Source organism: Nocardia sp. NPDC057440 (assembly GCF_042802915.1).
In the GTDB taxonomy this organism is placed as follows: domain Bacteria; phylum Actinomycetota; class Actinomycetes; order Mycobacteriales; family Mycobacteriaceae; genus Nocardia.
This window is the reverse complement of record NZ_JBHVDF010000006.1, coordinates 87,197-110,323: the sequence shown is the minus strand read 5'-3', so window position 1 is coordinate 110,323 and position 23,127 is coordinate 87,197. Positions and strand designations below refer to the sequence as shown.

The following is a 23,127-nucleotide window of genomic DNA, read 5'->3' as shown; positions in this document are numbered from 1 at the left end:
CCGGTTCAATGACACGTTCCGTGTCGATACGGGCTTAACGTCGCGACGGCACAACAGTTGGTTTGGAAGGTGGCAGCGAGCGTGGCAGGTACCCAGGCGAAGATCGATGAACTGGTCAAGTTGCTGACGATCGCTACGGAACCGGCAGGTGAGGCCGGTGCCGCCAAGCGGGAGAAGAAGGGCATTCCGAGCGTTCGCCAGCGTGTGGACATGCTGCTCGACCGCGGGACGTTCATCGAGACCGGTGCGTTCGCTCGTCAGCCCGGCCAACCGGATGCTCTCTACGGTGACGGTCTGGTCACCGGTCGCGGGCTGATCGGGGGCCGTCCGGTGGTGGTGATCGCCCACGATCAGACCGTGTACGGCGGGTCGGTCGGTATCACCTCCGCCCGCAAGTTCATGCGGGCGCTGCAATTCGCGTTCGACAACGCGTGCCCGGTGGTGACGATCAATGATTCCGGCGGTGCGCGTATCCAGGACGCGGTGGGTTCGATCGCTTCGTTCGGTGATATTTCCCGGGTGTTGGAGAAGCTGTCCGGGTATGTGCCGCAGGTGTCGATCATTCTCGGCAAGTGCGCCGCGGGTTCGGTGTACGGACCGATCAACACCGACGTGCTCATCGGCACCAAGGATTCCTACATGTTCGTCACCGGGCCGGAGGTGATCAAAGCCGTCAACGGTGAGGACATCACCGCTGAGGAGCTCGGTGGCGCCAAGGTACAGGCCGAACGCGGCACCCTGCATCACGTGGCCGACACCGAGCAGCAAGCCTACGACTGGGCCCGCGACTACCTGAGCTACATGCCGACGAGCTGTCTGGAGCAGCCGCCGATCGTGAACCCCGGTCTGGAGCCGGAGATCACTGCTTCTGATCGGGAGCTCAATGCGATCATCCCGGATTCCGATCGCGCCGGTTACGACATGCACGAGATCCTGCTACGGATCTTCGACGACGGTGAATTTCACGAGATCCGCGCCGCGTTCGCCCCGAATCTGATCACCGGGTTTGCCCGAGTCGACGGATATCCGGTCGGTGTGATCGCCAACCAGCCGTTGGTGTTGGGTGGTTCCATCGACGCCGCTTGCTCGGACAAGTCGACCTACTTCATCCGGCTCTGCGACGCGTTCAATATCCCGCTGGTGTTCGTCGCCGACACCCCGGGCGTGCTGCCGGGCCTCGAGCAGGAAGCCAATGGTGTGATCATCCGCGGCGGCCGGGTCCCGCGCGCGATCATCGAGGCGACGGTCCCTATCATCAACCTGGTCGTGCGCAAGTCCTACGGCGGCGCCTACGGCATGATGGCGGCCCGGCAGGTGGGTGCCGATATCAGTTTCGCCTGGCCGACGGCGCGGATCGCGGTGATCGGCGCCGACAGCGCGGTCGACCTCATCGGCAAGCGGCAATTGGCGGCGGTGCCGGAGGAGCATCGGGCGGCGGCGCGCGAGTTCATGATCAACCAGTACAACGAGACGATCGCCACCCCGTGGATCGCCGCCGAACGCGGCTACATCGACGCCGTCATCGAACCGGCGCACACCCGTCTGGAGATTCGGCGCGCATTGCACCTGTTGCGCGAGAAGCCGGCGGTCAAGCCGGAGTTCAACCCGCGCAAACACCCGGTGTACCCGATGTGATCTTCCCGAACCGCGGACCGTCAAGATCAATCAGCGCTTGGCGGCCCGCGGGTGTGGGAGGCCACCCCGGCCGTGGAATAACCTCGCTGCGCGACAACTCTCGTCGGTACTGGACACATAGCTTGCCGTTGTGCGAGATGCATCAGGTTTTTCGAGGATTACCCGAGTCGCCGCTGTCGAGATCTGAGCTCGCGCCGCGGCATCGATACCGGCCCGCCAGCATCACATGATCAGCAGGAGCACCACTTCCCGCATCGATGCGCATCCCGTCTACGCACGTTCCAGCTAGCGGTGATTCGGTTGAGGTGTAACTGATTTCGCTTACCTGCTCAGTTGACGCGAATCACGATTGCGGTGGCGTTGTCGCTTCCGCCTGCTGCATCGCTGGCAGTCAGAATGTCGCTGACGACGGACTGTGGCTGTGTATCACGACCGAGAAAGGTCCGGAGGTCGTCGTAGTCGACCTGATCGGACACGCCGTCGGTGCACACCAGGTATCGATCGCCCGGTCTCATGGTCACGCTGAGCACATCCGGGTCCGGTGCGCCACCATGCCCGATGTAACGGGTCAGCTGATACCGCGCCGACGTTGCCTGCGCCGAGTCGAACGGGTACCAGCCGTGCACGGCCCCCAACCACGCCATCGTGTGGTCGGTCGTCAACAGTTCGAGCAGCCCTGCACGTAACCGGTACACACGGGAGTCACCGATCTGGACGAGCCAATAGCCCTGCGGTGCAGCGACTATAGCCGTCAGCGTGCACCCGGCCAGACTCTGCAGTTCGTGGCCGATTCGGCTCACCCGGTCATGGGCCGCCGCCACCGCATCGCGCAGTGTGTCCGGGGTCGGTTCCGGCGCGCGCGTGACGTAGTCGACGAAGATATCTACTGCGGTCCGACCCGCGGCCGCACTGCCCGGTCCATCGCCCATGCCGTCGGCAAGCACCGCCAGCAGCGGTCGCTCACGGAGGTAGGTGACATCGAAGTTCGCCGAATAGCGTCTTCCGATATCGCTGCCCACGGCAATGTCGATCAAGTGACTGTGCACCGGCGAATTCTGGCATGCCGAGTCAGCATAGGTGGGGCGACGAAGTCGCCACCCGCAGAGCGCGAGCCCACCCACCCGAACATCGCTCATCGGCTAGTTGTTCCAGGCGGAGCGACCAACACGCAGGTGTTGTTGGTTTCGATGTCGCGTAAGCGGTGTCGCGATGCCGCCGATCCATCGGACCCCCACCGCCGGCACGCCGGACCCGACTGGTGATCATCGCCTCGATCGAGCCCGCGTCTCGTCTTCAGCCGTGGGGATATATCGGTCGGTTGACAAGGTCAAGATCGTACAAATACTGTCCAGTAACCATGACTCCTGTCCTGCCGTTCGAACAACCGAGAGGGATCATTGTGCCAATCCATATCGCCTTAACGTAGGTGCTACAGCACCTTGTTCGGGCACGACCCCCTCTTGTGCACGCCTCAATCTTCTGGCATGCCCCGTAGCGCTTCAGTCGTCAGCGTCGCTCGCTGATCAATTGCTTTACTGAGCTCGGCGGCACAGCTAGGTCCAGTCCGGGCCCGGCCTGCACCATATCCTCGGGGTCCCAGGCCGCTTGCGGAAGACGCTCCGCATCATTCGGGGCTGTTCGCTGCGCCTCGATCGCGTCGAATCTGTTATGTCGAAGTAGGAATCGTCGGAGTCGACCTACTTATGAACTTCTTAGTTAGAGCTACGAATTGATGGTGACATGACCTGCTCGATGAGATTCCTTTGCCACTGGCGGCCGTCGACGGGTCCGGTTCCGTCGATGAGATCGAGGTCGGCGCACCGTTCACCGCACTCGAAGCGCTCGGTGATGTGGAGTTTCGCGACGGGTTGTCCGGGGTAGAAGAACGGAACTTGCTGGCCACGCTCGCCGTCGGCTATCCGGCGGAGGAGGTCGCGAAGTTCGTGTCGTCGCTCATCGCGGATGTCGACGATGGCCGACAACAAACACACTCGTCAGACGCTTACGGGGGGTCACAGCGTGCATTGAGGAAGGATGTTCAGAGGTGACCGGATCGGCGTTCGACGTCGCTATTGTTGGCATGTCCTGCAGAATGCCGGGTGCGGCCGATCTCGACAGCTTCTGGCATCTGCTCAGGGAGGGGCGCGCCGCGATCGGCACAGCTCCCCCCGGACGGGGGAGCCTCACCGAGCGGGCCGGATTCGTCGACACCGCGGGGGAGTTCGACGCGGATTTTTTCGGGGTCTCGCCCGCTGAGGCACGGGCGATCGATCCGCAGCAGCTGCTGGCACTGGAGTTGAGCTGGGAGGCGCTAGAGGACGCGGGCCTGGCCGCTACGGCGCGCGATGCCAGGCGGTGTGGTGTGTTCCTCGGCTGCACCGGCAGCGATTTCGCCGAAATCGTTGCCTCCCAGGGTGGTTCGGGGGTCAGTCGGCACTCGCTCTGGGGTGTCGGACGCGGCATCATCGCGAACCGCATTTCGAACTACTTCGGTTTCAGCGGCCCGAGCATCCTGGTGGACAGCGCCCAGGCATCTTCGCTGGTCGCGGTGCATCTGGCAGGTGAGAGCCTGCGCAGCGGCGAGAGCGACATAGCGCTGGTCGGCGGCCTGAATCTGATTCTGTCGCCGACGAGCGGTGCGCGTATCGAGCAGTTCGGCGCGCAGTCGGCGCTCGGCGCCTGCTACACCTTCGATGCGCGGGCCGACGGATTCGTGCGCGGCGAGGGTGGCGGCATGGTGGTGCTGAAACCACTGGCGCAGGCGGTCGCCGACGGCGACCGGATTCATGCCGTGATCCGCGGCAGTGCGGTCAACACCGGCAACGAACGGCGAGTACTGAGCGCGCCGAGTCGGGATGCGCAGGCGGCGGCCATTCGCTCCGCGCTGACCGGGGCAGGTGTCGAGGCGGCGTCGGTGCAATACGTCGAATTGCACGGCACCGGAACACCCGCCGGTGATCCGGTGGAGGCCGCCGCGCTCGGCGAAACCTACGGCGTGAGCCGGGCGCAGGATGCGCCGCTGGCTGTGGGATCGGTCAAGACGAATATCGGGCATCTGGAAGGTGCTTCCGGTATCGCGGGCCTCATCAAGACCGTGCTGTGCCTGACCCACCGAGAACTGGTGGCCAGCCTGAACTTCGAGACACCGAATCCTCGAATTCCGCTCGCGGACTTGGGTTTACGGGTGGTGACGGGCGCCGAGAACTGGCCCGTGGCCAACGTGCGCAGGGCGGGCGTGTCGTCGTTCGGCATGGGGGGATCGAATGCTCACGTGATCGTGGAGGAGGCGCCCGCCGTCGGGTCCGCCGCGTCCACGGTGGACGGCGCGGCAGGTGTCGTGTCGTGGGTCGTGTCGGCCCGCAGCGAGAGCGGCGTACCCGCGCAAGCGGCCCGGCTGCGGGAATGGCTGTTGCGCCGTCCGGAGCTGGATGTGGTCGATGTGGCGCATTCGCTGCTGGCCACGCGCGCCCACATGGACTGGCGCGGCAGCGTCGTCGGGCGGGATCGAGCGGAGCTGCTGGCCGGCTTGGCCGCCCTGGCCGACCCGACCGCGCCCGCGGTGGCGATCGAGCCGACAACCGGGCGGGCCGCGCGGCGGCGGGTCGCGTTCGTCTTCCCGGGGCAGGGCAGCCAGTGGGAGGGTATGGCGCTCGGACTGCTGGATTCGGGTGGGGCGTTCGCGGAGTCGATCGCGGAATGTGAAGCGGCGCTTGCGCCGTATGTGGGCTGGTCGCTGACGGCGGTGCTGCGTCGCGAAGGTGACGCGCCCCCGCTGGATCGCGTGGATGTGGTGCAGCCGGTGCTGTTCGCGGTGATGGTCTCGCTGGCCCGGATGTGGCGAGCGGCCGGCGTGGAGCCGGACGTGGTGATCGGCCATTCCCAGGGCGAGATCGCCGCCGCCTACGTTGCCGGTGGACTATCGCTGTCCGATGCGGCGCGTGTGGTGGCTCTCCGGTCGCGGGCGGTCGCCGATGAGCTGGCCGGACAGGGCGGTATGGCCTCGATCGGACTCGGCGCGGATGCGGTCCGGGAACGTTTGTCGGCGTATGGGGATCGGCTGTCGTTGGCGGCGGTGAATGGACCGGCGCAAAGTGTGATAGCCGGTGATGTTTCGGCGCTGGCGGACTTGCTCGCCGCCTGTGCCCACGACGGTGTGTGGGCCCGCCGGATTCCGGTTGATTACGCGTCGCATTCGAAAGCCGTTGAGCTGCTCCGTGATCGGCTGCTCGAGGAACTGGCGCCGATCCGCCCACAATCCGGTTCGGTGCCGTTCTTTTCCACGGTATTCGCCGACCGGTTGGATACGGCGGAACTGGACGCCGAGTACTGGTATCGGTCGTTGCGGGAACCGGTTCGATTCGCGGATGCTGTTACGGCGCTGATCGAGGACGGCATCACCGGATTCATCGAGGCAAGTCCGCACCCGGTACTCACGATGGGCATCGCCGTAACGGCCGAGGCGGCCGGTGCGGCCGAGGGCGTATCTGTTGTCGGGTCGTTGCGGCGCGGCGAGGGTGGCCCGGAACGGTTCATGGCGTCGCTGGCACAGGCCCATTGCGCCGGTATGCAGGTGGATCTGCGCGCGCTGGTTTCCGGTGGGGCGCGGGTCGACCTGCCGCCATACGCGTTCCAGCGCCGTAGCTTCTGGGCCGGTGTGCCGGTCACCTCCGGTGGCTACCCCGGTGTAACCGATGTCGTTGCGGCAACCGAGGAAATTTCCGAGGGCGGGGAGCAGGCCGGAGCCTGGGACAACGGCCCGCTGGCACGCACACTACTCGCGGCCCCCGAATATCAGCGCGACACAGTAGTTCTCGATATCGTTCGTGAGCACGCTGCTGCCGTACTAGGCCACGAGTCGGCCCGATCAATTCGCCCCGACCTGCCGTTCACCGAGTTCGGCTTCGACTCCGTCAGTGGGGTGCAGCTGCAGAACCGACTGCAACGGGCCACCGGTGTGCCGCTGTCGCCGACGCTCATCTTCGACCATCCGACCGCGAGTGCGGTTGCGGCGCTGCTGCGGTCGCGGGTCACGACGACCGACACCGGGCAGCGGCGGGTATCGCGGCGCGCTGAGCCCACCCGCTCCGCCGGCTCAGCCGGCCGACTATCCCCGACGTCGGACGAACCGATCGCGATCGTCGGCATGAGTGCCCGATTCCCGGGCGGTGTCCGGTCCGCCGAGGACCTCTGGGACCTGGTGGCCGCGGGCCGGGACGCGATCGGCGAATTCCCCGCCGACCGCGGCTGGGACCTGGACCGGCTGTTCGACCCGGACCCCGACAAACCGGGGAAGGTCTACACGCGCCATGGCGGATTCCTCAGCAGTGCGGGAGATTTCGACCCCGGCTTCTTCGGCATCAGCCCTCGCGAAGCGTCGGCGATGGACCCGCAGCAGCGGCTGCTGCTCGAAACAGCATGGGAAGCCTTGGAGGACGCGGGTATCGACCCGGTGTCGTTGCGGGGCAGCGACACCGGCGTCTTCGCCGGTGCGTGCTCGTCGGGATACGCCCGGCGGGTGACCGGTGACCTGGAGGGTTTCCGGCTGACCGGCACGTCGCACAGTGTCATCTCGGGCCGCGTCGCGTACGTGTTCGGCCTGGAAGGCCCGGCGGTGACGGTGGATACGGCGTGCTCGTCGTCGCTGGTGGCGTTGCACCTGGCGTGCCAGGCGCTGCGCCAGGGCGACAGTTCGCTGGTCCTCGCAGGCGGTGTGACCGTCGCGGCCAGCCCGTATCTGTACGTGGACTTCGCCCGCCAGCGCGGCCTGTCACCGGATGGTCGTTGCAAGGCGTTCTCGGCTGCCGCTGACGGTGTGGCGTGGTCGGAGGGCTCGGGTGTTCTTGTGCTCGAGCGAGTTTCGGATGCGCGGCGGTTGGGCCACAACATCCTGGCCGTTGTTCGCGGTAGTGCGGTGAACCAGGACGGCGCGAGCAACGGCCTGACCGCGCCGAACGGTCCGTCGCAGGAGCGGGTCATCGCGCAGGCCCTGGCCAATGCGGGGATCTCGGCGGTCGACGTGGACGCGGTGGAGGCGCACGGAACCGGTACGGCCCTGGGCGATCCGATCGAAGCGCAAGCGTTGATCGCTGCCTACGGACACGATCGCGGCGATCGGGAACCGTTGCGGATAGGTTCCTTGAAATCGAATATCGGCCATGCCGTGGCCGCCGCCGGTGTGGCCGGTGTGATCAAGATGGTGCAGGCGATGCGGCACGAGCGGCTGCCGCGGACGCTGCACGCCGAAACGCCGTCGCCGCACGTGGATTGGGCCTCGGGCGCGGTACATCTGCTGACCGAATCCGAACCGTGGACCGCGGGCGATCGAGTGCGCCGGGCCGGTGTGTCGTCGTTCGGGATCAGCGGCACCAACGCGCACGTGATCCTCGAAGAAGCACCTGTCGCACCGGTGCCTGCTGCCGAGGAAGACCCCGAGATCACCGTGCCGGTCACCCCATTGCTGGTGTCGGGCAAGGGCGAGGCAGGTCTGCGTGCGCAGGCCGCCCGGCTGCGTGCGTGGTTGTCGGAGCGCCCGGAGATCGACGTCGTGGATGCGGCCTATTCGCTGGCGACATCGCGCGCGCAGCTGGATTCGCGCGGTGTGGTCCTCGGCCGCGATCGGGACGAGTTGCTGGAACGGTTGGCGAATCTTGCCGAATCGGGAACCGGCACCGGTGTCATCGCAGGCGCCATCGGCTCGGGGACGACGGCATTCCTGTTCACCGGTCAGGGCGCACAGCGGATCGGTATGGGCGCCGGCCTGTACGAGGCGTTCCCGGTATTCGCGGACGCGTTGGATTCGGTGTGCGCCCAGTTCGATCCGCTGCTGGAGTGCTCGCTGAAGCGACTCATGTTCAGCGGCGGCACCGGTGCCACGGTTCTGGATCGGACGGAGTTCACCCAGCCGGCGTTGTTCGCCTTCGAAGTGGCGCTGTATCACCTGCTGGAATCGTTCGGCGTCACCCCTGACGTGGTGATCGGCCATTCGATCGGAGAAGTCGCGGCCGCCTACGTCGCGGGCCTGTGGTCACTCGAGGATGCCTGTCGGTTGGTGGCGGCACGCGGCCGTCTCATGGGTGCGCTGCCTGAGGGCGGCGCGATGCTCGCCATCGGAGCGTCCGAAACCGACGTGCGCGATGTCGTCGCTCGGTATCCCGGCCGAGTGTCGGTCGCCGCGGTGAACGCGCCTGAGGCTCTGGTGATTTCGGGCGACGAGGACGCGGTCGCCGAGATCGAGGCCCTATTCGCCGAGCGTGCCAGGAAGACGTCGCGGCTGCGGGTCAGCCACGCCTTCCACTCGCATCGGATGGAGCCGATGCTGGCCGAATTCGAGTCTGTCGCAAAGGAATTGGCGTACAATCGCCTGCGCCTTCCGGTGGTATCGAACGTGTCGGGCCAGCTCGCAGGGGACGAGGTGACCGAACCCGCCTACTGGGTTCGGCAAGTGCGGGCCGCGGTGCGATTCGCACCGGGTATCGAGACGCTGATCGCCTCGGATGTACGCCGATTCCTCGAAGTCGGGCCCGACGCGGTGCTGGCGGCGATGACCAGGCAGACCCTGTCGGAGAGCGCGGAGCCGTCGGTGGTGGCCGCGGCCGCGCGCCGGGATCACGATGAGTCCCAACAGTTCCTGACGATGCTGGCGCATGCTCACACGTCCGGTGTGAGCGTGGATTGGACACCACTGTTCCGTCGCCGGGCGACACGACGAGTTCCCCTGCCCACGTACGCCTTCCAACACCAGCGATTCTGGTTGCCGCCGCGTCCCGAAGCCACCGGCGACGCCCTCGGCCACCCGTTGCTCACCGGTGTGGTGCCGGTGGCCGGTAAGGACGAGTTCGTTTTCACCGGCCGGTTCTCACTGCCGACCGACCCATGGGTCGCCGACCATATGACCTACGGCACCGTGGTGCTGCCGAGCGCGACACTCGTCGAGTTCCTGCTCGTCGCGGGCAGCGGAATCGATTGCGGCGTCGTCGAAGAGCTGACCCTGGAGGCTCCGATTCTGCCGTCGGAGGACGGCGAGGTCGAACTCCAGGTGTCGGTGCAGGAGCCGGACCGGACCGGGCGACGGCAGTTCAGCTTCTTCTTCCGCAAGACGGGTCGCCGAGCGGGTGAATGGGTGCGCAACGCCAGCGGCGTCCTGGCCCCTTCCCGGGACGGCGATGACGCTCTGCTGGACCAGCTCCGGGACGAGGCGTGGCCGCCTGCCGACGCAGAAGCTCTCGACATCTCCTGGATTCCCGAGCGGATCGCCAAGGGATCCGGTCTCGAATACGGTCCGGCGTTCATCGGTGTCGACGCCGCATGGCAGCGGGGTGGGACCGTCTTCTCCGAGATCACCCTGGATACCGCGGCCGCGTCCGAACCGGAGCGGTTCGATCTGCATCCCGCCCTGCTCGACCTGGTGATGCACGCCGGGCTGGCCGGGCTCGTCTGGCGCGATCAGGACAGCGATCCGAACACCGGGCGGTTGCTGTTCCGCTGGGGCGGGGCGCGATTGCACCAGCCGCTGGTCAAGGCGACGACGCTACGGGTCATCGCCGTGGCGAGCGGCCCGGAGACGATCTCCGTCGCGGCCGTTGACGATTCGGGACGGCCCGTAGTCTCCGTCGACGCGGTCGTCATGCGGCCCTATGACGTGAAACAGATGCGCGGCACTCTTGCCGGGGATGACGCCGACCTCTACGAGATCCAGTGGACACCGGCGCAGGCCGCGACACCGAGTCTGTCCGCGGACCGGATGGCCGTACTCGGTTCGGCGCCGGTTGCCGGAATCGACACCATGTCTGCGAGTCCATCGGAGCTCGCTGCGGCACAAACAATTCCGGATGTCGTGATCTGGCATCCGCAGGACAGCGCCGCGGCTGACGATCCGGAGGCCGTTCGCGGCCACCTGGAAACGGTCTTGGCGACGGTACAGGCCTGGCTGGCCGAAGATCGTCTGGCCGACACTCGGCTGGTCGTGGTGACCACGAACGGTGCCGCGCTGACCGGCGAGGCACCGGATCTCGCCGCGGCGGCCGTCTGGGGCCTGATGCGCAGCGCCCAAACCGAATATCCGGGCCGGTTCGTTCTCCTGGACGCCGACCCGTCGGCCGCCGCGCCCATGGATGACCCGGCGCTGGTCGGCGCGGTGATCGCGGCAGGCGAACCACAGGCCGCGGTGCGTGCCGGAGCGTTGCTCGTGCCCAGACTGGCGAGGGCGCTTGCGGAGCAGGATACCGAGCCGGGTCAGGCCCACCCGTCACCCGACCACCACCCCTCATCGAGTCGCCACGCGACGCTGGCCCACCCGTCGCCCGACCACCGCCCCTCATCGAATCGCCACGCGACGCTTCCATTTGGCGCCGGTACCGTACTGATCACCGGCGGCACCGGTGGCCTCGGCGCACGGGTGGCCCGGCATCTGGTCACCGCGCACGGCGTCCGCAGTGTGCTGCTGGTGTCCAGGCGTGGCGAAACCGCCGACGGTGCAATGGAATTGATGTCCGAGCTGTCAGCGGCCGGCGCTGCCGTCAGGGTGGCGGCCTGCGATGTGGGCGATCGAGAAGCCCTCCGTTCGGTGCTGGATTCCATCGAGGCCGATTATCCGCTGACGGGCGTAGTACATGCGGCGGGTGTCCTCGACGACGGCACCTTCGCCGGCCTCACCATTACGCAACTGCGGCGAGTGTTCAGCTCGAAGGCCACCGCCGCATGGCACCTGCACGAGCTCACTCGCGACCGTGACCTGTCGGCGTTCGTGCTGTTCTCGTCCGTCGCGGCGACGATCGGAACGGCGGGCCAGGGTAACTACGCGGCGGCCAACGCATTCCTCGACGCGCTGGCGAACCGTCGCCGAGCCGACGGGCTGCCCGCGATATCACTGGGCTGGGGGCCCTGGAACTCCGTCGGGGGCATGACCAGCGGCTTGGACCGCGGCGCCGTCGCGCGCTGGGAAAGGCTCGGTCTGCACCCACTCGAGAACGACGAAGGTCTCAGGCTCTTCGATGCGGCCACCGGCCGCGCCGCCGCGCATCTGGCGGCGATTCGGTTCGATCCTGCGGTTCTGCGGCGCGAAGCCAGCGACGATGCGGTGCCTGCGGTGCTACGCGGTTTTCTGCGCCGCACCACAGCTCCGACCGCGGCCGCGTCGAGTTCGCTGGGCGCCCGACTGAGCCGGGTACCGGAGGCCAAACGCGCCGAGGTGGTGCTCGACCTGGTCCGGGAGCACGCGGCGGCCGTGCTGGGACACGGTTCCGCCGAAGACATCAGCCCCGACGAGCGATTCGACGCACTGGGATTCGACTCGCTCGGCGGCATCGAATTCCGCAACCGGCTGTCGAAGGCCACCGGTGTCCAGCTGCCGTCCACCCTGGTCTTCGACCACCCCACCGCCGCGGCGGTCGCCACCCTCATGCACTCCAAGATCGAGGGAACGGAGTCCGGTTCCAGGACGGCACGGGTGTCGCGCCGCGTACGCGTGGACGAGCCCATCGCGATCGTCGGCATGAGCTGCCGATTCCCCGGCGGCGTCCGAACCCCGGAGCAGTTGTGGGATCTGGTGCGGTCGGGGACCGATGCCACCACCGAATTCCCGAACGATCGTGGCTGGGATCTCGAGCAGCTGATCGACAAGGACCCGGACAAGCCCGGCACGGTCTACAGTCGCGGCGGCGGATTCCTGGACAATGCCGGTGATTTCGACGCCGGATTCTTCGGAATCAGCCCGCGCGAGGCGCTGGCGATGGATCCGCAGCAGCGGTTGCTGCTGGAAGCCTCATGGGAGGCGCTGGAGGAATCCGGAATCGACCCGATCACGTTGCGCGGCAGCGACACCGGTGTGTTCGCGGGCGCGTGCGCCTCGGGGTACGTCGACCATGTCACCGGCGACCTGGAAGGCTTCCGGCTGACCGGCACCACCCACAGTGTCGTCTCCGGCCGCGTGGCATACGTTTTCGGCCTCGAAGGACCAGCGGTCACGATCGATACCGCATGCTCGTCCTCGCTGGTGGCCATGCATCTGGCGTGTCAGGCCCTGCGTCAGGGCGAAACATCGCTGGCCGTAGCCGGTGGCGTCACCGTGGCCGCGACCCCTTATCTCTCCGTGGATTTCGCGCGGCAACGTGGCCTGTCGCCGGATGGCCGATGCAAGGCGTTCTCCGCCGCGGCCGACGGTGTGGCCTTCGCCGAGGGCGTGGGCGTGCTGATCCTGGAGCGGCTCTCGGACGCGCAGCGGCTGGGCCATGACGTCTTGGCGGTCATCCGGGGCAGTGCGGTGAATCAGGACGGTGCGAGCAATGGCCTGACGGCGCCGAACGGACCGTCGCAGGAGCGAGTGATCGCGCAGGCCCTCGCGAATGCCGGGCTCACACCCGCCGACGTGGATGCGGTGGAAGCGCACGGAACCGGCACTCCCCTGGGGGATCCCATCGAAGCCAACGCGTTGATCGCCGCGTACGGGCAGGATCGCGGGGATCGGGAGCCGCTGCGCATCGGATCGATCAAATCGAATATCGGTCACACCGTCGCGGCAGCCGGTGTCGGTGGCGTGATCAAGATGGTGCAGGCGCTGCGACACGAGGCCTTGCCTCCGACCTTGCACGCGGAAGCGCCGTCCCCGCACGTGGATTGGTCGGCCGGCGCGGTGCGCCTGCTGACCCGGCCGGAACCGTGGCGTGCGGGGGGAACGGTTCGTCGGGCAGGTGTGTCCTCGTTCGGAGTCAGCGGCACCAACGCCCACCTGATCCTCGAGGAAGCGCCCGCCCCACGGCCTGTCGTCTCGCCACCGGCCACCGACCACCCACGCACGGCCGTGCCATGGCTGGTGTCGGCCAAGAGCGAGACCGCCCTGCGGGCACAGGCGGCGAAACTGCAGCAGTGGCTGATCGATCACCCCGACGCCGATCCGGCGGGTGTGGCGTATTCGCTCGCGACGACACGTGCGCAGCACGAGTGGCGGGCAGCGGTCCTCGGCTCTGATCGCGACGAACTGCTGGCGCGGCTGGCGAAGCTGGCCGCCGGTTCCGCCTCGGCCGGAATGGTTTCCGGCACGGTGGCCTCGGGGAAGACCGCCTTCCTGTTCACCGGTCAGGGCGCGCAGCGAGTCGGCATGGGCGCCGGCTTGTCCGAGGCCTTCCCGGTATTCGCCGCGGCGCTGGACGAGGTGTGCGCCCGGTTCGATCCACTGCTCGGATGTTCCTTGAAGCAAGCGATGTTCACCGGACACCTGATCGACGATCAGGGAGTCGCGGCGGAGACCGGGATTCTGGATCGGACACGACTGACCCAGCCCGCGCTGTTCGCGTTCGAAGTGGCGCTGTATCGGCTGCTGGAGTCGTTCGGACTCGTCCCGGACATGGTGATCGGGCACTCGATCGGTGAGCTGGCCGCGGCGTATGTGGCCGGTGTGTGGTCACTGGACGATGCCTGCGAGCTGGTCGCGGCACGAGGGCGGCTGATGGATGCGCTGCCGGCGGGCGGCGCGATGCTCGCGGTCGCCGCGTCCGAGACCGAAATCAGCGCCGCGATCGCCGGATTCAGTGATCGGGTGTCGGTGGCAGCGGTGAATACGCCTGCGGCCGTGGTGGTCTCGGGTGACGAGGACGCCATAGACGAGATCGATCGGCAGTTCACCGAGCGGGGTCGCAAGACGAGCCGACTGCGGGTGTCGCATGCGTTCCATTCCCCTCGGATGGAGCCCATGCTGGCCGAGTTCGAGACCGTGGCGGCGGGAGTGGCCTTCAACGCCCCGCGGATTCCATTGGTGTCGAACGTCTCCGGCCGGATCGCGGGAGGCGAGATCCTGGATCCGGGGTACTGGGTGTCGCAGGTGCGCGCCGCAGTGTATTTCGCGCCCGGTGTCGAGACACTGGTGGCGTCGGGCGTGCGCAGGTTCGTCGAAGTCGGACCCGACGCGGTGCTGGCGGCGATGACGCGGCACACGCTTCCCGCCGACGTCGAGGCCCGATCGGTGGTCGCCGCGGCGGCCCGCCGGGATCACGACGAGGTCGAGCAGTTCCTGACCATGCTCGGCCGGGCTCACATCGCCGGGATGGCTGTGGACTGGAATCGGCTGTTCGCCGACCGCCGGATGTCACGAGTCGCCTTGCCCACCTATGCCTTCGACCATCGGCGGTACTGGCTCGAACCAACCCTCGGCGAGTCCAGGAACGCCACCTCGGAACACCCGCTGCTCACCGACGTGGTGCGAGTGGCCGACCGCGACGAGTGGCTGTTCACGGGGCGGCTTTCGCTGCGCACTCATCCATGGATCGCCGACCACACCACCTACGGTGTGGTGCTCGTCCCGAGTGCCGCGCTCATGGAGATGCTGCTGGTCGCGGGTCCGCGGATCGGATGCGGCGCCGTGGAGGAGCTCACCCTCGAGGCGCCGATCCTCCCGCAGGCAGACGGCGATGTCGAACTCCAGGTACTGGTGCGCGAATCCGATCCCGCGGGACGTCGATCGTTCACGTTCCACTACCGCCGCACCGGCGACGCGGCCGAGGGCGAGTGGACGCGCAACGCCAGTGGCGTGCTGAGCAGCCGAGAGCTGATCGACATCGGACTGATGGACATGCTGCGAAACGCGCCGTGGCCGCCCGACGACGCCGAACCGGTCGATACCGACTGGATTCCGGCCCAGGTGGCGCGTGCCGCCGGACTGGAATACGGTGCTTCGTTCATCGGCGTCGACGCCGCATGGCGCAGTGGTGACACGGTTTTCTCCGAGGTCACCCTGAACCAGGAATTCCCGGCCGAACGGTTCCGGCTGCATCCGGCGCTGTTCGACATGGTGATGCATGCGGGAATCGCCTGTTTGATCTGGCCCGACCACCAGGGCAATATCGCCGAGGGCAAACTCTTGTTCCGCTGGGGCGGAACGCAAATCCACACCACGTCCACGGTCACGACGTTGCGGGTGATGGCCATCCGGCGCAGCGGTGAGGCGATCACCGTCGTGGCCGTCGACCAGGACGGAAGTCCGGTGGTCACCATCGACGAAGCGGTCATGCGTTCCTACGACGTCCAGCAGTTCCGCGCCACGTTGCCGGGTGGACGCGCGGCGCGGTACGGGATGCGCTGGGCGACGGTGGAGATGCCCGACGGACGCACCTCGACCCGGAGCGCAGCCGTGCTCGGAGCTGCTCGCGTGGACGGAATCGACGAGCGGTATCCGGATCTGACCACGCTCGCCTCGGCTTCGACCGTTCCGGACGTCGTGGTGTGGTCCGAAGCCGCTGCGCCGCACGGTGGTTCGACGCCATCCGCGCGCGATCGGGTCAATGCCGCCTTGCGCACGGTACGAGACTGGTTGGCCGACGAGCGATTCGCACGGTCGCAGCTGGTGGTGATGACCAGCCGTGCGGCGGCCCTGCCCGATGAGACGCCGGATACCGCGTCGGCCGCGGTATGGGGGCTGATACGTAGCGCTCAGACCGAATACCCGGAGCGGATCGTGCTGCTCGACGCGGACCAATCCGTTGGTGCACAGCATATTTCGGTCGATTCGATCCGTACCGTGCTCGAGACCGGGGAGCCGCAGGCGGCGACGCGTGGCGACCACGTCCTGATACCACGACTGGAGGCACTGACCTCAGGAGATGTCACAGAGCAAGTATCGTTCGGGTCCGGAACCGTTCTGATCACCGGCGGGACCGGGGGATTGGGCGCGCTGCTGGCCCGGCACTTGGTCGCCACGCACAGTGTGCGGCGACTACTGCTGGTTTCCCGCCGTGGCGAGCGTGCGGACGGCGCAGCGGAACTCGTGGCGGAACTGTCCCGATCCGACGTCGAGGTGCGGATCGCCGCCTGCGATGTCACCGACCGCGACGCGCTGGGGGATCTGCTGTCCGGCCTGCCTGCGCAGCACCCGCTCACCGGTGTCGTCCACACGGCGGGCGTGCTCGACGACGGCACGTTCCACACGCTCACCGAGGACCAGGTCGATCGGGTGTTCGCTCCCAAAGCCGATGCGGCGTGGCATCTGCACGAGCTCACCCGGAACATGAATCTGTCGGCGTTTGTGATGTTCTCGTCGATTGCCGGAATGATCGGTTCGGCCGGACAAGCGAATTACGCTGCCGCGAACAGCTTCCTGGATGCCCTCGCGAGGCAACGCCGCGCCGCGGGACTACCGGCCCTCTCACTCGCCTGGGGGCCGTGGCAGCAGGACATCGGCATGACCGGCGTGTTGGATCGCACCGCTATGAGCCGGTTGGAGCGACTGGGCCTGGCGCCGCTGGATCGCACCGACGGACTGCGGTTGTTCGATGAATCGCTGACTACGGCCGAACCGGTGTCAGCGCTGTTGCATCTGGATACCGACAAGCTACGCATGGAAGCGCATACCGGTCCGATTCCGGTGGTGTTGCGCGGGTTCGTTCGCGCACGCGGCCGGTCGGCCTCGCCATCGAGTGGTGAACTGTCGCTCGGGGAGCGTCTGCACGGTGTGGCGGAGGCGAATCGACGGGGGGTCGTCCTGGATCTGGTGCGGGAACACGTGGCGGCGGTGCTGGGTTACGGGTCGGCCGAGGACATCGGACCCGATCGCGGCTTCAGCGAACTCGGCTTCGATTCCCTCGGCGGAGTCGAGTTCCGGAACCGGCTCTCGAAGGTGGCCGGGCTGTCGCTGCCCTCGACCTTGGTCTTCGACTACCCGACCGCGGGAGATGTCGCCGACTACCTGCTGGCGCAGACCGCGGTGACAGCGCCTGCGCAACCGACATCGGCGGTGCCCGACGACCTCGCGCGGCTCGAGGCCCTGCTCGAGCGGATCATCGCCGGCGGCACCGACAACGACGAGACCGTCGCCGGATTGCGGGGCGTCAACGAGCGCCTCCGTACCTACCTGGCTGGCACGTGGTCGGACGGTGAGTTCGATGATCTCGAATTCCGTTCCGACAGTGAGCTTTTGGATCTGATTGACGAGGAGTTCGGCCCAGCATGACCAACCCCGGCACCAGCAACGAGGAACGGCTCAGCCGGTATCTGCGAAAGCTCACCGGAGACCTCCGCGCCGCCAAGAAGCACATCCAGCGCCTGGAGGACCGTGCCGGCGAACCGATCGCGATCGTCGGGATGAGCTGTCGGTATCCGGGCGGTGTCGAAACTCCGGCGCAGCTGTGGGATTTGGTCGCTTCCGGCACCGACGCCGTCGGTCCTTTCCCGACCGACCGCGGCTGGGACCTCGAGCGTCTGTTCGACAGCGATCCGGATACGCCGGGGACCCTCTACACCCGGGAAGGCGGATTCCTCGATGCGGCAGGTGATTTCGACGCGGGATTCTTCGGAATCGGTCCGCGCGCGGCCGAGGCGATGGATCCGCAGCAGCGCCTGTTCCTGGAAGCGGCATGGGAGGCATTGGAGGACGCCGGCATCGATCCGGTGACGCTGCGCGGCAGTGACACCGGAGTGTTCGCCGGTGTCATCCATCAGGACTACGGCCCGCGCGTGGGTTCGCCGGGGCTGACCGCCGAGTCGGAAGGCCATGCCTACCTGGGTGTTTCGGCCAGCGTCCTCTCCGGGCGCGTCGCCTTCACCTTCGGGTTCAAAGGTCCGGCGATCTCGGTGGACACGGCGTGCTCGTCGTCGTTGGTCGCCCTGCACCTCGCATGCCAGGCGTTGCGTCAGGGCGAGACCTCGTTCGCCTTGGTCGGCGGGGTCACCGTGATGTCCGACCCCACGCTGCTGATCGCCTTCGGCCGGCAGCGCGCGCTTTCACCGGATGCACGGTGTAAGGCCTTCGCGGCATCGGCGAACGGAACAGGATTCTCCGAGGGCCTCGGCATGCTCGCGGTCGAGCGGTTGTCGGATGCACGCCGTCTTGGCCACCAGGTTCTCGCGGTCATCCGCGGCAGCGCGGTCAACCAGGACGGCGCCAGCAATCGTCTCACCGCGCCGAACGGTCCTTCACAGGAAAAGGTGATCGCGCAGGCCCTCGCCAGTGCAGGTCTGACGCCCGCCGACGTGGATGCGGTCGAAGCGCACGGCACCGGCACCACCCTCGGAGACCCGATCGAGGCGCGGGCGCTGATCGCCGCCTACGGTCGCGATCGCGCCGGAGATCCGCTGCGCATCGGCTCGCTCAAGTCGAACATCGGCCATACCTCCGCCGCGGCCGGTGTCGGCGGTGTGATCAAGATGGTGCAGGCTTTCCGACACGAAATGCTCCCCGCGACACTGCATGTCGATGCTCCGACTCCGCATGTGGACTGGTCGGCGGGATCGGTGCGGCTGCTCACCACGGCAGAAGCCTGGCCTACGGGAGAGCGGGTTCGTCGCGCCGGTGTGTCCTCCTTCGGCGCCAGCGGTACCAATGCTCACCTGATTCTGGAAGAGGCCCCCGTCTTGGAGGAGGCTGCCGCCGAACCGGCGGATGACGCCGCCGATCGTGGCGCGAAGGCGGTGGCCTCCGGTGTCTCCCCATGGCTGCTCTCAGCGAAAACCGAGGACGCCCTGCGTGCGCAGGCGGCCGAATTGCGGCGATGGGTGACCGAAAACCCCGACCTGACAGTCGAAGACATCGGCTATGCGCTGCTGACGACCCGCGCCAGGCTCGACTGGCGGGCCACGGTAGTCGCCGACGACCGCGAAACGATGCTCGCCGGACTGGCAGCACTCGCGGAACACGGCTCGGCGAGCACCGCCGACGGCGTGACAGCAGGGCAGGCGGTGACGCGCAAGGCAGCCTTCCTGTGCACAGGACAGGGGGCACAGCGGGTCGGGATGGGACGCGAACTGTACGAGGCGTTCCCGGTATTCGCTGCCGCCTTGGACGAGCTATGCGAGCAGTTCGATCCACTACTGGGCGGTTCGCTGAAGCAGTTGATGTTCACCGGTCAGCCGGCCGTTGGCAGCCCTGACAATGCCGATGCCGGCGTTCTGGATCGGACCGAGTTCACCCAACCCGCGCTGTTCGCCTACGAAGTCGCGCTGAGCCGACTCCTGAACTCGTTCGGTGTGACACCGGATGTCCTGGTAGGACATTCGATCGGTGAGCTGGCCGCCGCGTACATCGCCGGTATGTGGTCGCTCCCGGACGCGTGCCGGCTGGTCGCGGCGCGTGGCCGTCTCATGGGGCAGCTGCCCGAAGACGGCGCGATGCTGGCCATCGCGGCGAGTGCGCACGAGGTATCCGAGGCACTCGTCGACCATGACGGCCGAGCGTCCATCGCCGCAGTGAATTCACCGGTAGCCGTTGTGGTTTCCGGTGACGAGGACGCTGTGGCGGCAGTCGAGCAGTGGTTTGCCGACCGGGGGCGGAAGACCTCGCGATTGCGGGTGTCGCACGCGTTCCATTCCCACCGAATGGAACCGATGCTGGCCGAGTTCGCCGCTGTCGCACGGGATGTGACCTATCATCGCGCACAGATTCCACTGGTATCGAATCTCTCCGGCCGGATCGCCGGCGATGAAGTGCTGGAACCCGCTTACTGGGTCCAGCAGGTGCGGGCGGCCGTTCAGTTCGCCAGGGGCGTAGACACTGTGGTGGCCTCGGGCGTGCGCCGATTCCTGGAGATCGGCCCGGATGCCGTGCTCACGGCGATGACCCGGCAATGCCTGCCGGACGATATCGAATCGCAGTCGTTGGTGATTGCCGGAGCACGTCGAGGGCGTGCCGAGGCCGAGCAGTTCGTGAACTGCCTGGCGCACGCACACGCGGTCGGTGTCGACGTCGACTGGAGGGCGTTCTTCGCCGTTCGCCCGGCCTCACGAGTGTCGTTGCCCACCTACGCTTTCCAGCGCCGTCGCTACTGGCTCGAACCGTCGATCGGCACCGCCGGTATCGAATCCGTGGGTTTGGGTGTGATGGAACACCCTATGTTGGATGCGACATTGCCGATGGCGGATGGTGGTGTCGTCCTGACCGGGCGTCTGTCACCGCTGTCGCAGCCGTGGTTGGCCGACCACGTCATCGGTCGGGTCATGTTGTTGCCAGGGACCGGGTTCGTGGAGCTGGCGTTGCGTGCCGGTCGTGAAGCCGGGTGCCCGGTGATCGAGGAGTTGATGCTGCGGGCGCCGCTGGTGTTCCCTCCGTCGGGCGGGGTGCGGATTCAGGTCGTCGTCGGCGGACCCGAGCCGGAGTCGGCGCAGCGGTCGCTATCGATCTATTCCCGCGGTGCACACGACCACGACGGCCAGTGGGAACTGCACGCGCATGGCCTGCTGACCAGCCGAGACGACACGGCGATGCCCGAGCCGGAGGCCTGGCCGCCTGCCGCGGCGACCGCTGTCGAGATCGACTACACGAAGTTCCTGACGCGCGGTTACGACCTGGGACCGGCCTTCCGTGGTGTGCGGGCCCTGTGGCGCCGCGGCGAAGAGGTATTCGCCGAGATCGCCGTCGACGCGGACACCGGTGTGCACGGTGCGGGATTCGGAATTCATCCGGCGCTGCTGGATGCGACCCTGCAGTCGGGACTGCTGGCCGGCGTGCAGGAGATCCCGCCGGGTCAGGTCGTCTTGCCGTTCGCGTGGCAGTCGGTGGCACTGTACGCGGCCGAGGCGTCGGTGCTGCGGGTGCGGCTGACCGCGACCGGTTCGTCGGTGTCGGTGTCGATGACCGATGGGCACGGACAACCGGTGCTGTCGGGCGAGATGACGACCCGTCCGATTCCGGTGGCGCAGCTGGCCGCGACCGCCGCGGGTGCGGTCGCTCCGGTCCTGGAACTGGTGTGGTCGCCGACCGAATCCGAGTCCCGGGTGGCGGATTCGGAAGTGGGCCGGTGGGATCGGCTGGGTCCGGAGTCGCCGGTGCCCCCGCTGGTAGTGGTCGAGGCCGGGTCCGGCTGGACCGATCACACCGGCGCCGATGTGGTGACCACGACCCACGCCGAGGTCGCCCGGATGCTCGAGGTGGTGCAGGCGTGGCTGGGGCAGGACCGGTTCGCGTCGAGCCGGCTGGTGGTCGCGACGCGTGGCGCGGTCGCCCTGCCCGGTGAGGATGTCACCGACTTCGCCGGTGCCGCGGTGTGGGGTTTGGTGCGGAGCGCGCAGTCGGAGGATCCGGGCCGAATCCACGTGGTCGACACCGACACCCGTATCGACGAGCGGCTCGCGGCGTCGGCCGTGGCCGAACCACAGGTGGTGGTGCGCGCCGGTGTCGCCCACACCGCTCGACTCGGCCGGCCCACCGTGGTGTCATCTACGACCGGCGGCGAAGCGTCCGCCTTCGGCACGGGAACGGTGCTGATCACCGGTGGCACCGGCGGTTTGGGTGCGGTGGTCGCCCGGCACGTGGTCGTCGAGCACGGGGTGCGGTCGTTGCTGCTGGTCAGCCGCCGTGGCCCACAAGCCGACGGCGTCGCGGCGCTGTCCGCCGAGTTGGAGCAACTGGGCGCGCAGGTTCGGGTGGTGGCGTGTGATGTCACCGATCCCGGCGCGGTGAGCCGCTTGGTGGCCGAGGTGTCCGAGCCGTGGCCGTTGACCGGGGTGATCCATGCCGCGGGCGTCCTCGACGACGGGGTCATCGCGGCGTTGACCGCGTCCCGGGTGGATGCGGTGCTGGCACCGAAGGCCGACGCCGCCTGGTATCTGCACGAGGCGACCGCGGATCTGAATCTGGCTGCGTTCGTGGTGTTCTCGTCGTTGTCGGGCACGATCGGCGGTCCCGGGCAGGCCAACTACGCGGCGGCGAACACCTTCGTCGACGGTCTGGTGGCCCACCGGCGAGCACGAGGGCTGGCCGGAAGGTCACTGGCCTGGGGTCCGTGGGCACGCTCCAGCGGCATGACCGGACATCTGACCGATGCCGATGCGGCCCGGACTATGCGTGCCGGATTCACCGCGTTGTCGGACGAGCAGGCCTTGGCCGCATGGGATTCGGTGCTCGAAACCGGTCCGGGCCACGCGGTGATCACCGGCGTGGACACCACCGCGATCCGCGCCAAGGCCGATGCCGGACTGCTGCCACCCCTGCTGCGGGAACTGGTACCACCGGCGGCTACCCGTCCGGCGGCGACCTCGATGGTGGTATCCGGTCTGCGGCAACGGCTTGCCGGCCTGGATGCCGATCGGCAGCGGAAGGTCGTGCTCGATACCGTCCGTGAGCACGTGACGGCCGTGCTCGGCCGGGACGCCGTGTCCGTGCTCGATGCCGACCTCAGCACCTTCCAGGACCTGGGATTCGATTCCTTGGGTGCGGTCGAGCTGCGCAACCGGGTCAAAGCGGATACCGGTCTGGCCCTGGCGGCCACCGTGGTTTTCGACTACCCCACACCCGCCGCGCTGGCCGAGTATCTCCGCGAACAACTCTCGGACAGGACCGGGGAAAAGCCGGCTCGTTCGATCGACGCGGTATTCGAGGATTTGGAATCCGCCCTCGCGACCGGAAATCGGGGCGAGGAGGAAAAAGCCGAGATTGTGGCTCGGTTGCAGTCCATCGCGACCAGTTGGGCAGCTCGAATCGATATCGGTGGCGTCCATCGCGACGACGATGTGGCAAACGCCGACGAAGCAGAGCTTTTCGCGATTCTCGACAGCGAACTGGAAGCCTGAGCACTGAATTCC

General features: G+C 67.4%; 5 protein-coding genes. 4 read left to right on the top strand and 1 reads right to left on the bottom strand.

Annotated elements, in window-relative coordinates; all coding sequences use genetic code 11:
• The first annotated feature begins 81 nt into the window (after positions 1-81).
• Positions 82-1,635: an acyl-CoA carboxylase subunit beta gene (locus ACFU4Z_RS13910; RefSeq protein ID WP_379062682.1), complete on the top strand. Its 1,554-nt coding sequence runs from the start codon at positions 82-84 to the stop codon at positions 1,633-1,635.
• Positions 1,636-1,964: 329 nt separating this feature from the next.
• On the opposite strand, the gene ACFU4Z_RS13905 is transcribed toward ACFU4Z_RS13910, so the two are convergent.
• Positions 1,965-2,681, bottom strand: coding sequence for a PP2C family protein-serine/threonine phosphatase (locus tag ACFU4Z_RS13905; RefSeq protein ID WP_379062680.1), 717 nt, complete (start codon positions 2,679-2,681; stop codon positions 1,965-1,967).
• A 717-nt stretch (positions 2,682-3,398) separates the two neighbouring features.
• Between ACFU4Z_RS13905 and ACFU4Z_RS13900 the strand changes: the two genes are divergently transcribed.
• Genes ACFU4Z_RS13900 through ACFU4Z_RS13890 form a run of 3 tightly spaced genes read left to right on the top strand, consistent with a single transcriptional unit; the run spans position 3,399 to position 23,115 of the window.
• The gene (locus ACFU4Z_RS13900; protein ID WP_379062678.1) at positions 3,399-3,683 is read left to right on the top strand and encodes a hypothetical protein; all 285 of its coding nucleotides are present in this window, start codon (positions 3,399-3,401) and stop codon (positions 3,681-3,683) included.
• Positions 3,680-17,566: a type I polyketide synthase gene (locus ACFU4Z_RS13895; protein ID WP_379062676.1), complete on the top strand. Its 13,887-nt coding sequence runs from the start codon at positions 3,680-3,682 to the stop codon at positions 17,564-17,566. Before ACFU4Z_RS13900 ends, ACFU4Z_RS13895 begins: the two co-directional genes overlap by 4 nt.
• Positions 17,563-23,115: an SDR family NAD(P)-dependent oxidoreductase gene (locus ACFU4Z_RS13890; RefSeq protein WP_379062674.1), complete on the top strand. Its 5,553-nt coding sequence runs from the start codon at positions 17,563-17,565 to the stop codon at positions 23,113-23,115. The genes ACFU4Z_RS13895 and ACFU4Z_RS13890 overlap by 4 nt, the downstream gene beginning before the upstream one ends.
• Positions 23,116-23,127: the final 12 nt, after the last annotated feature.

Coding starts and splice junctions, on each gene's coding strand:
- ACFU4Z_RS13890 (WP_379062674.1), top strand. CDS start 17,563: ATGACCAACCCCGGCACCAGCAACGAGGAACGGCTCAGCCGGTATCTG.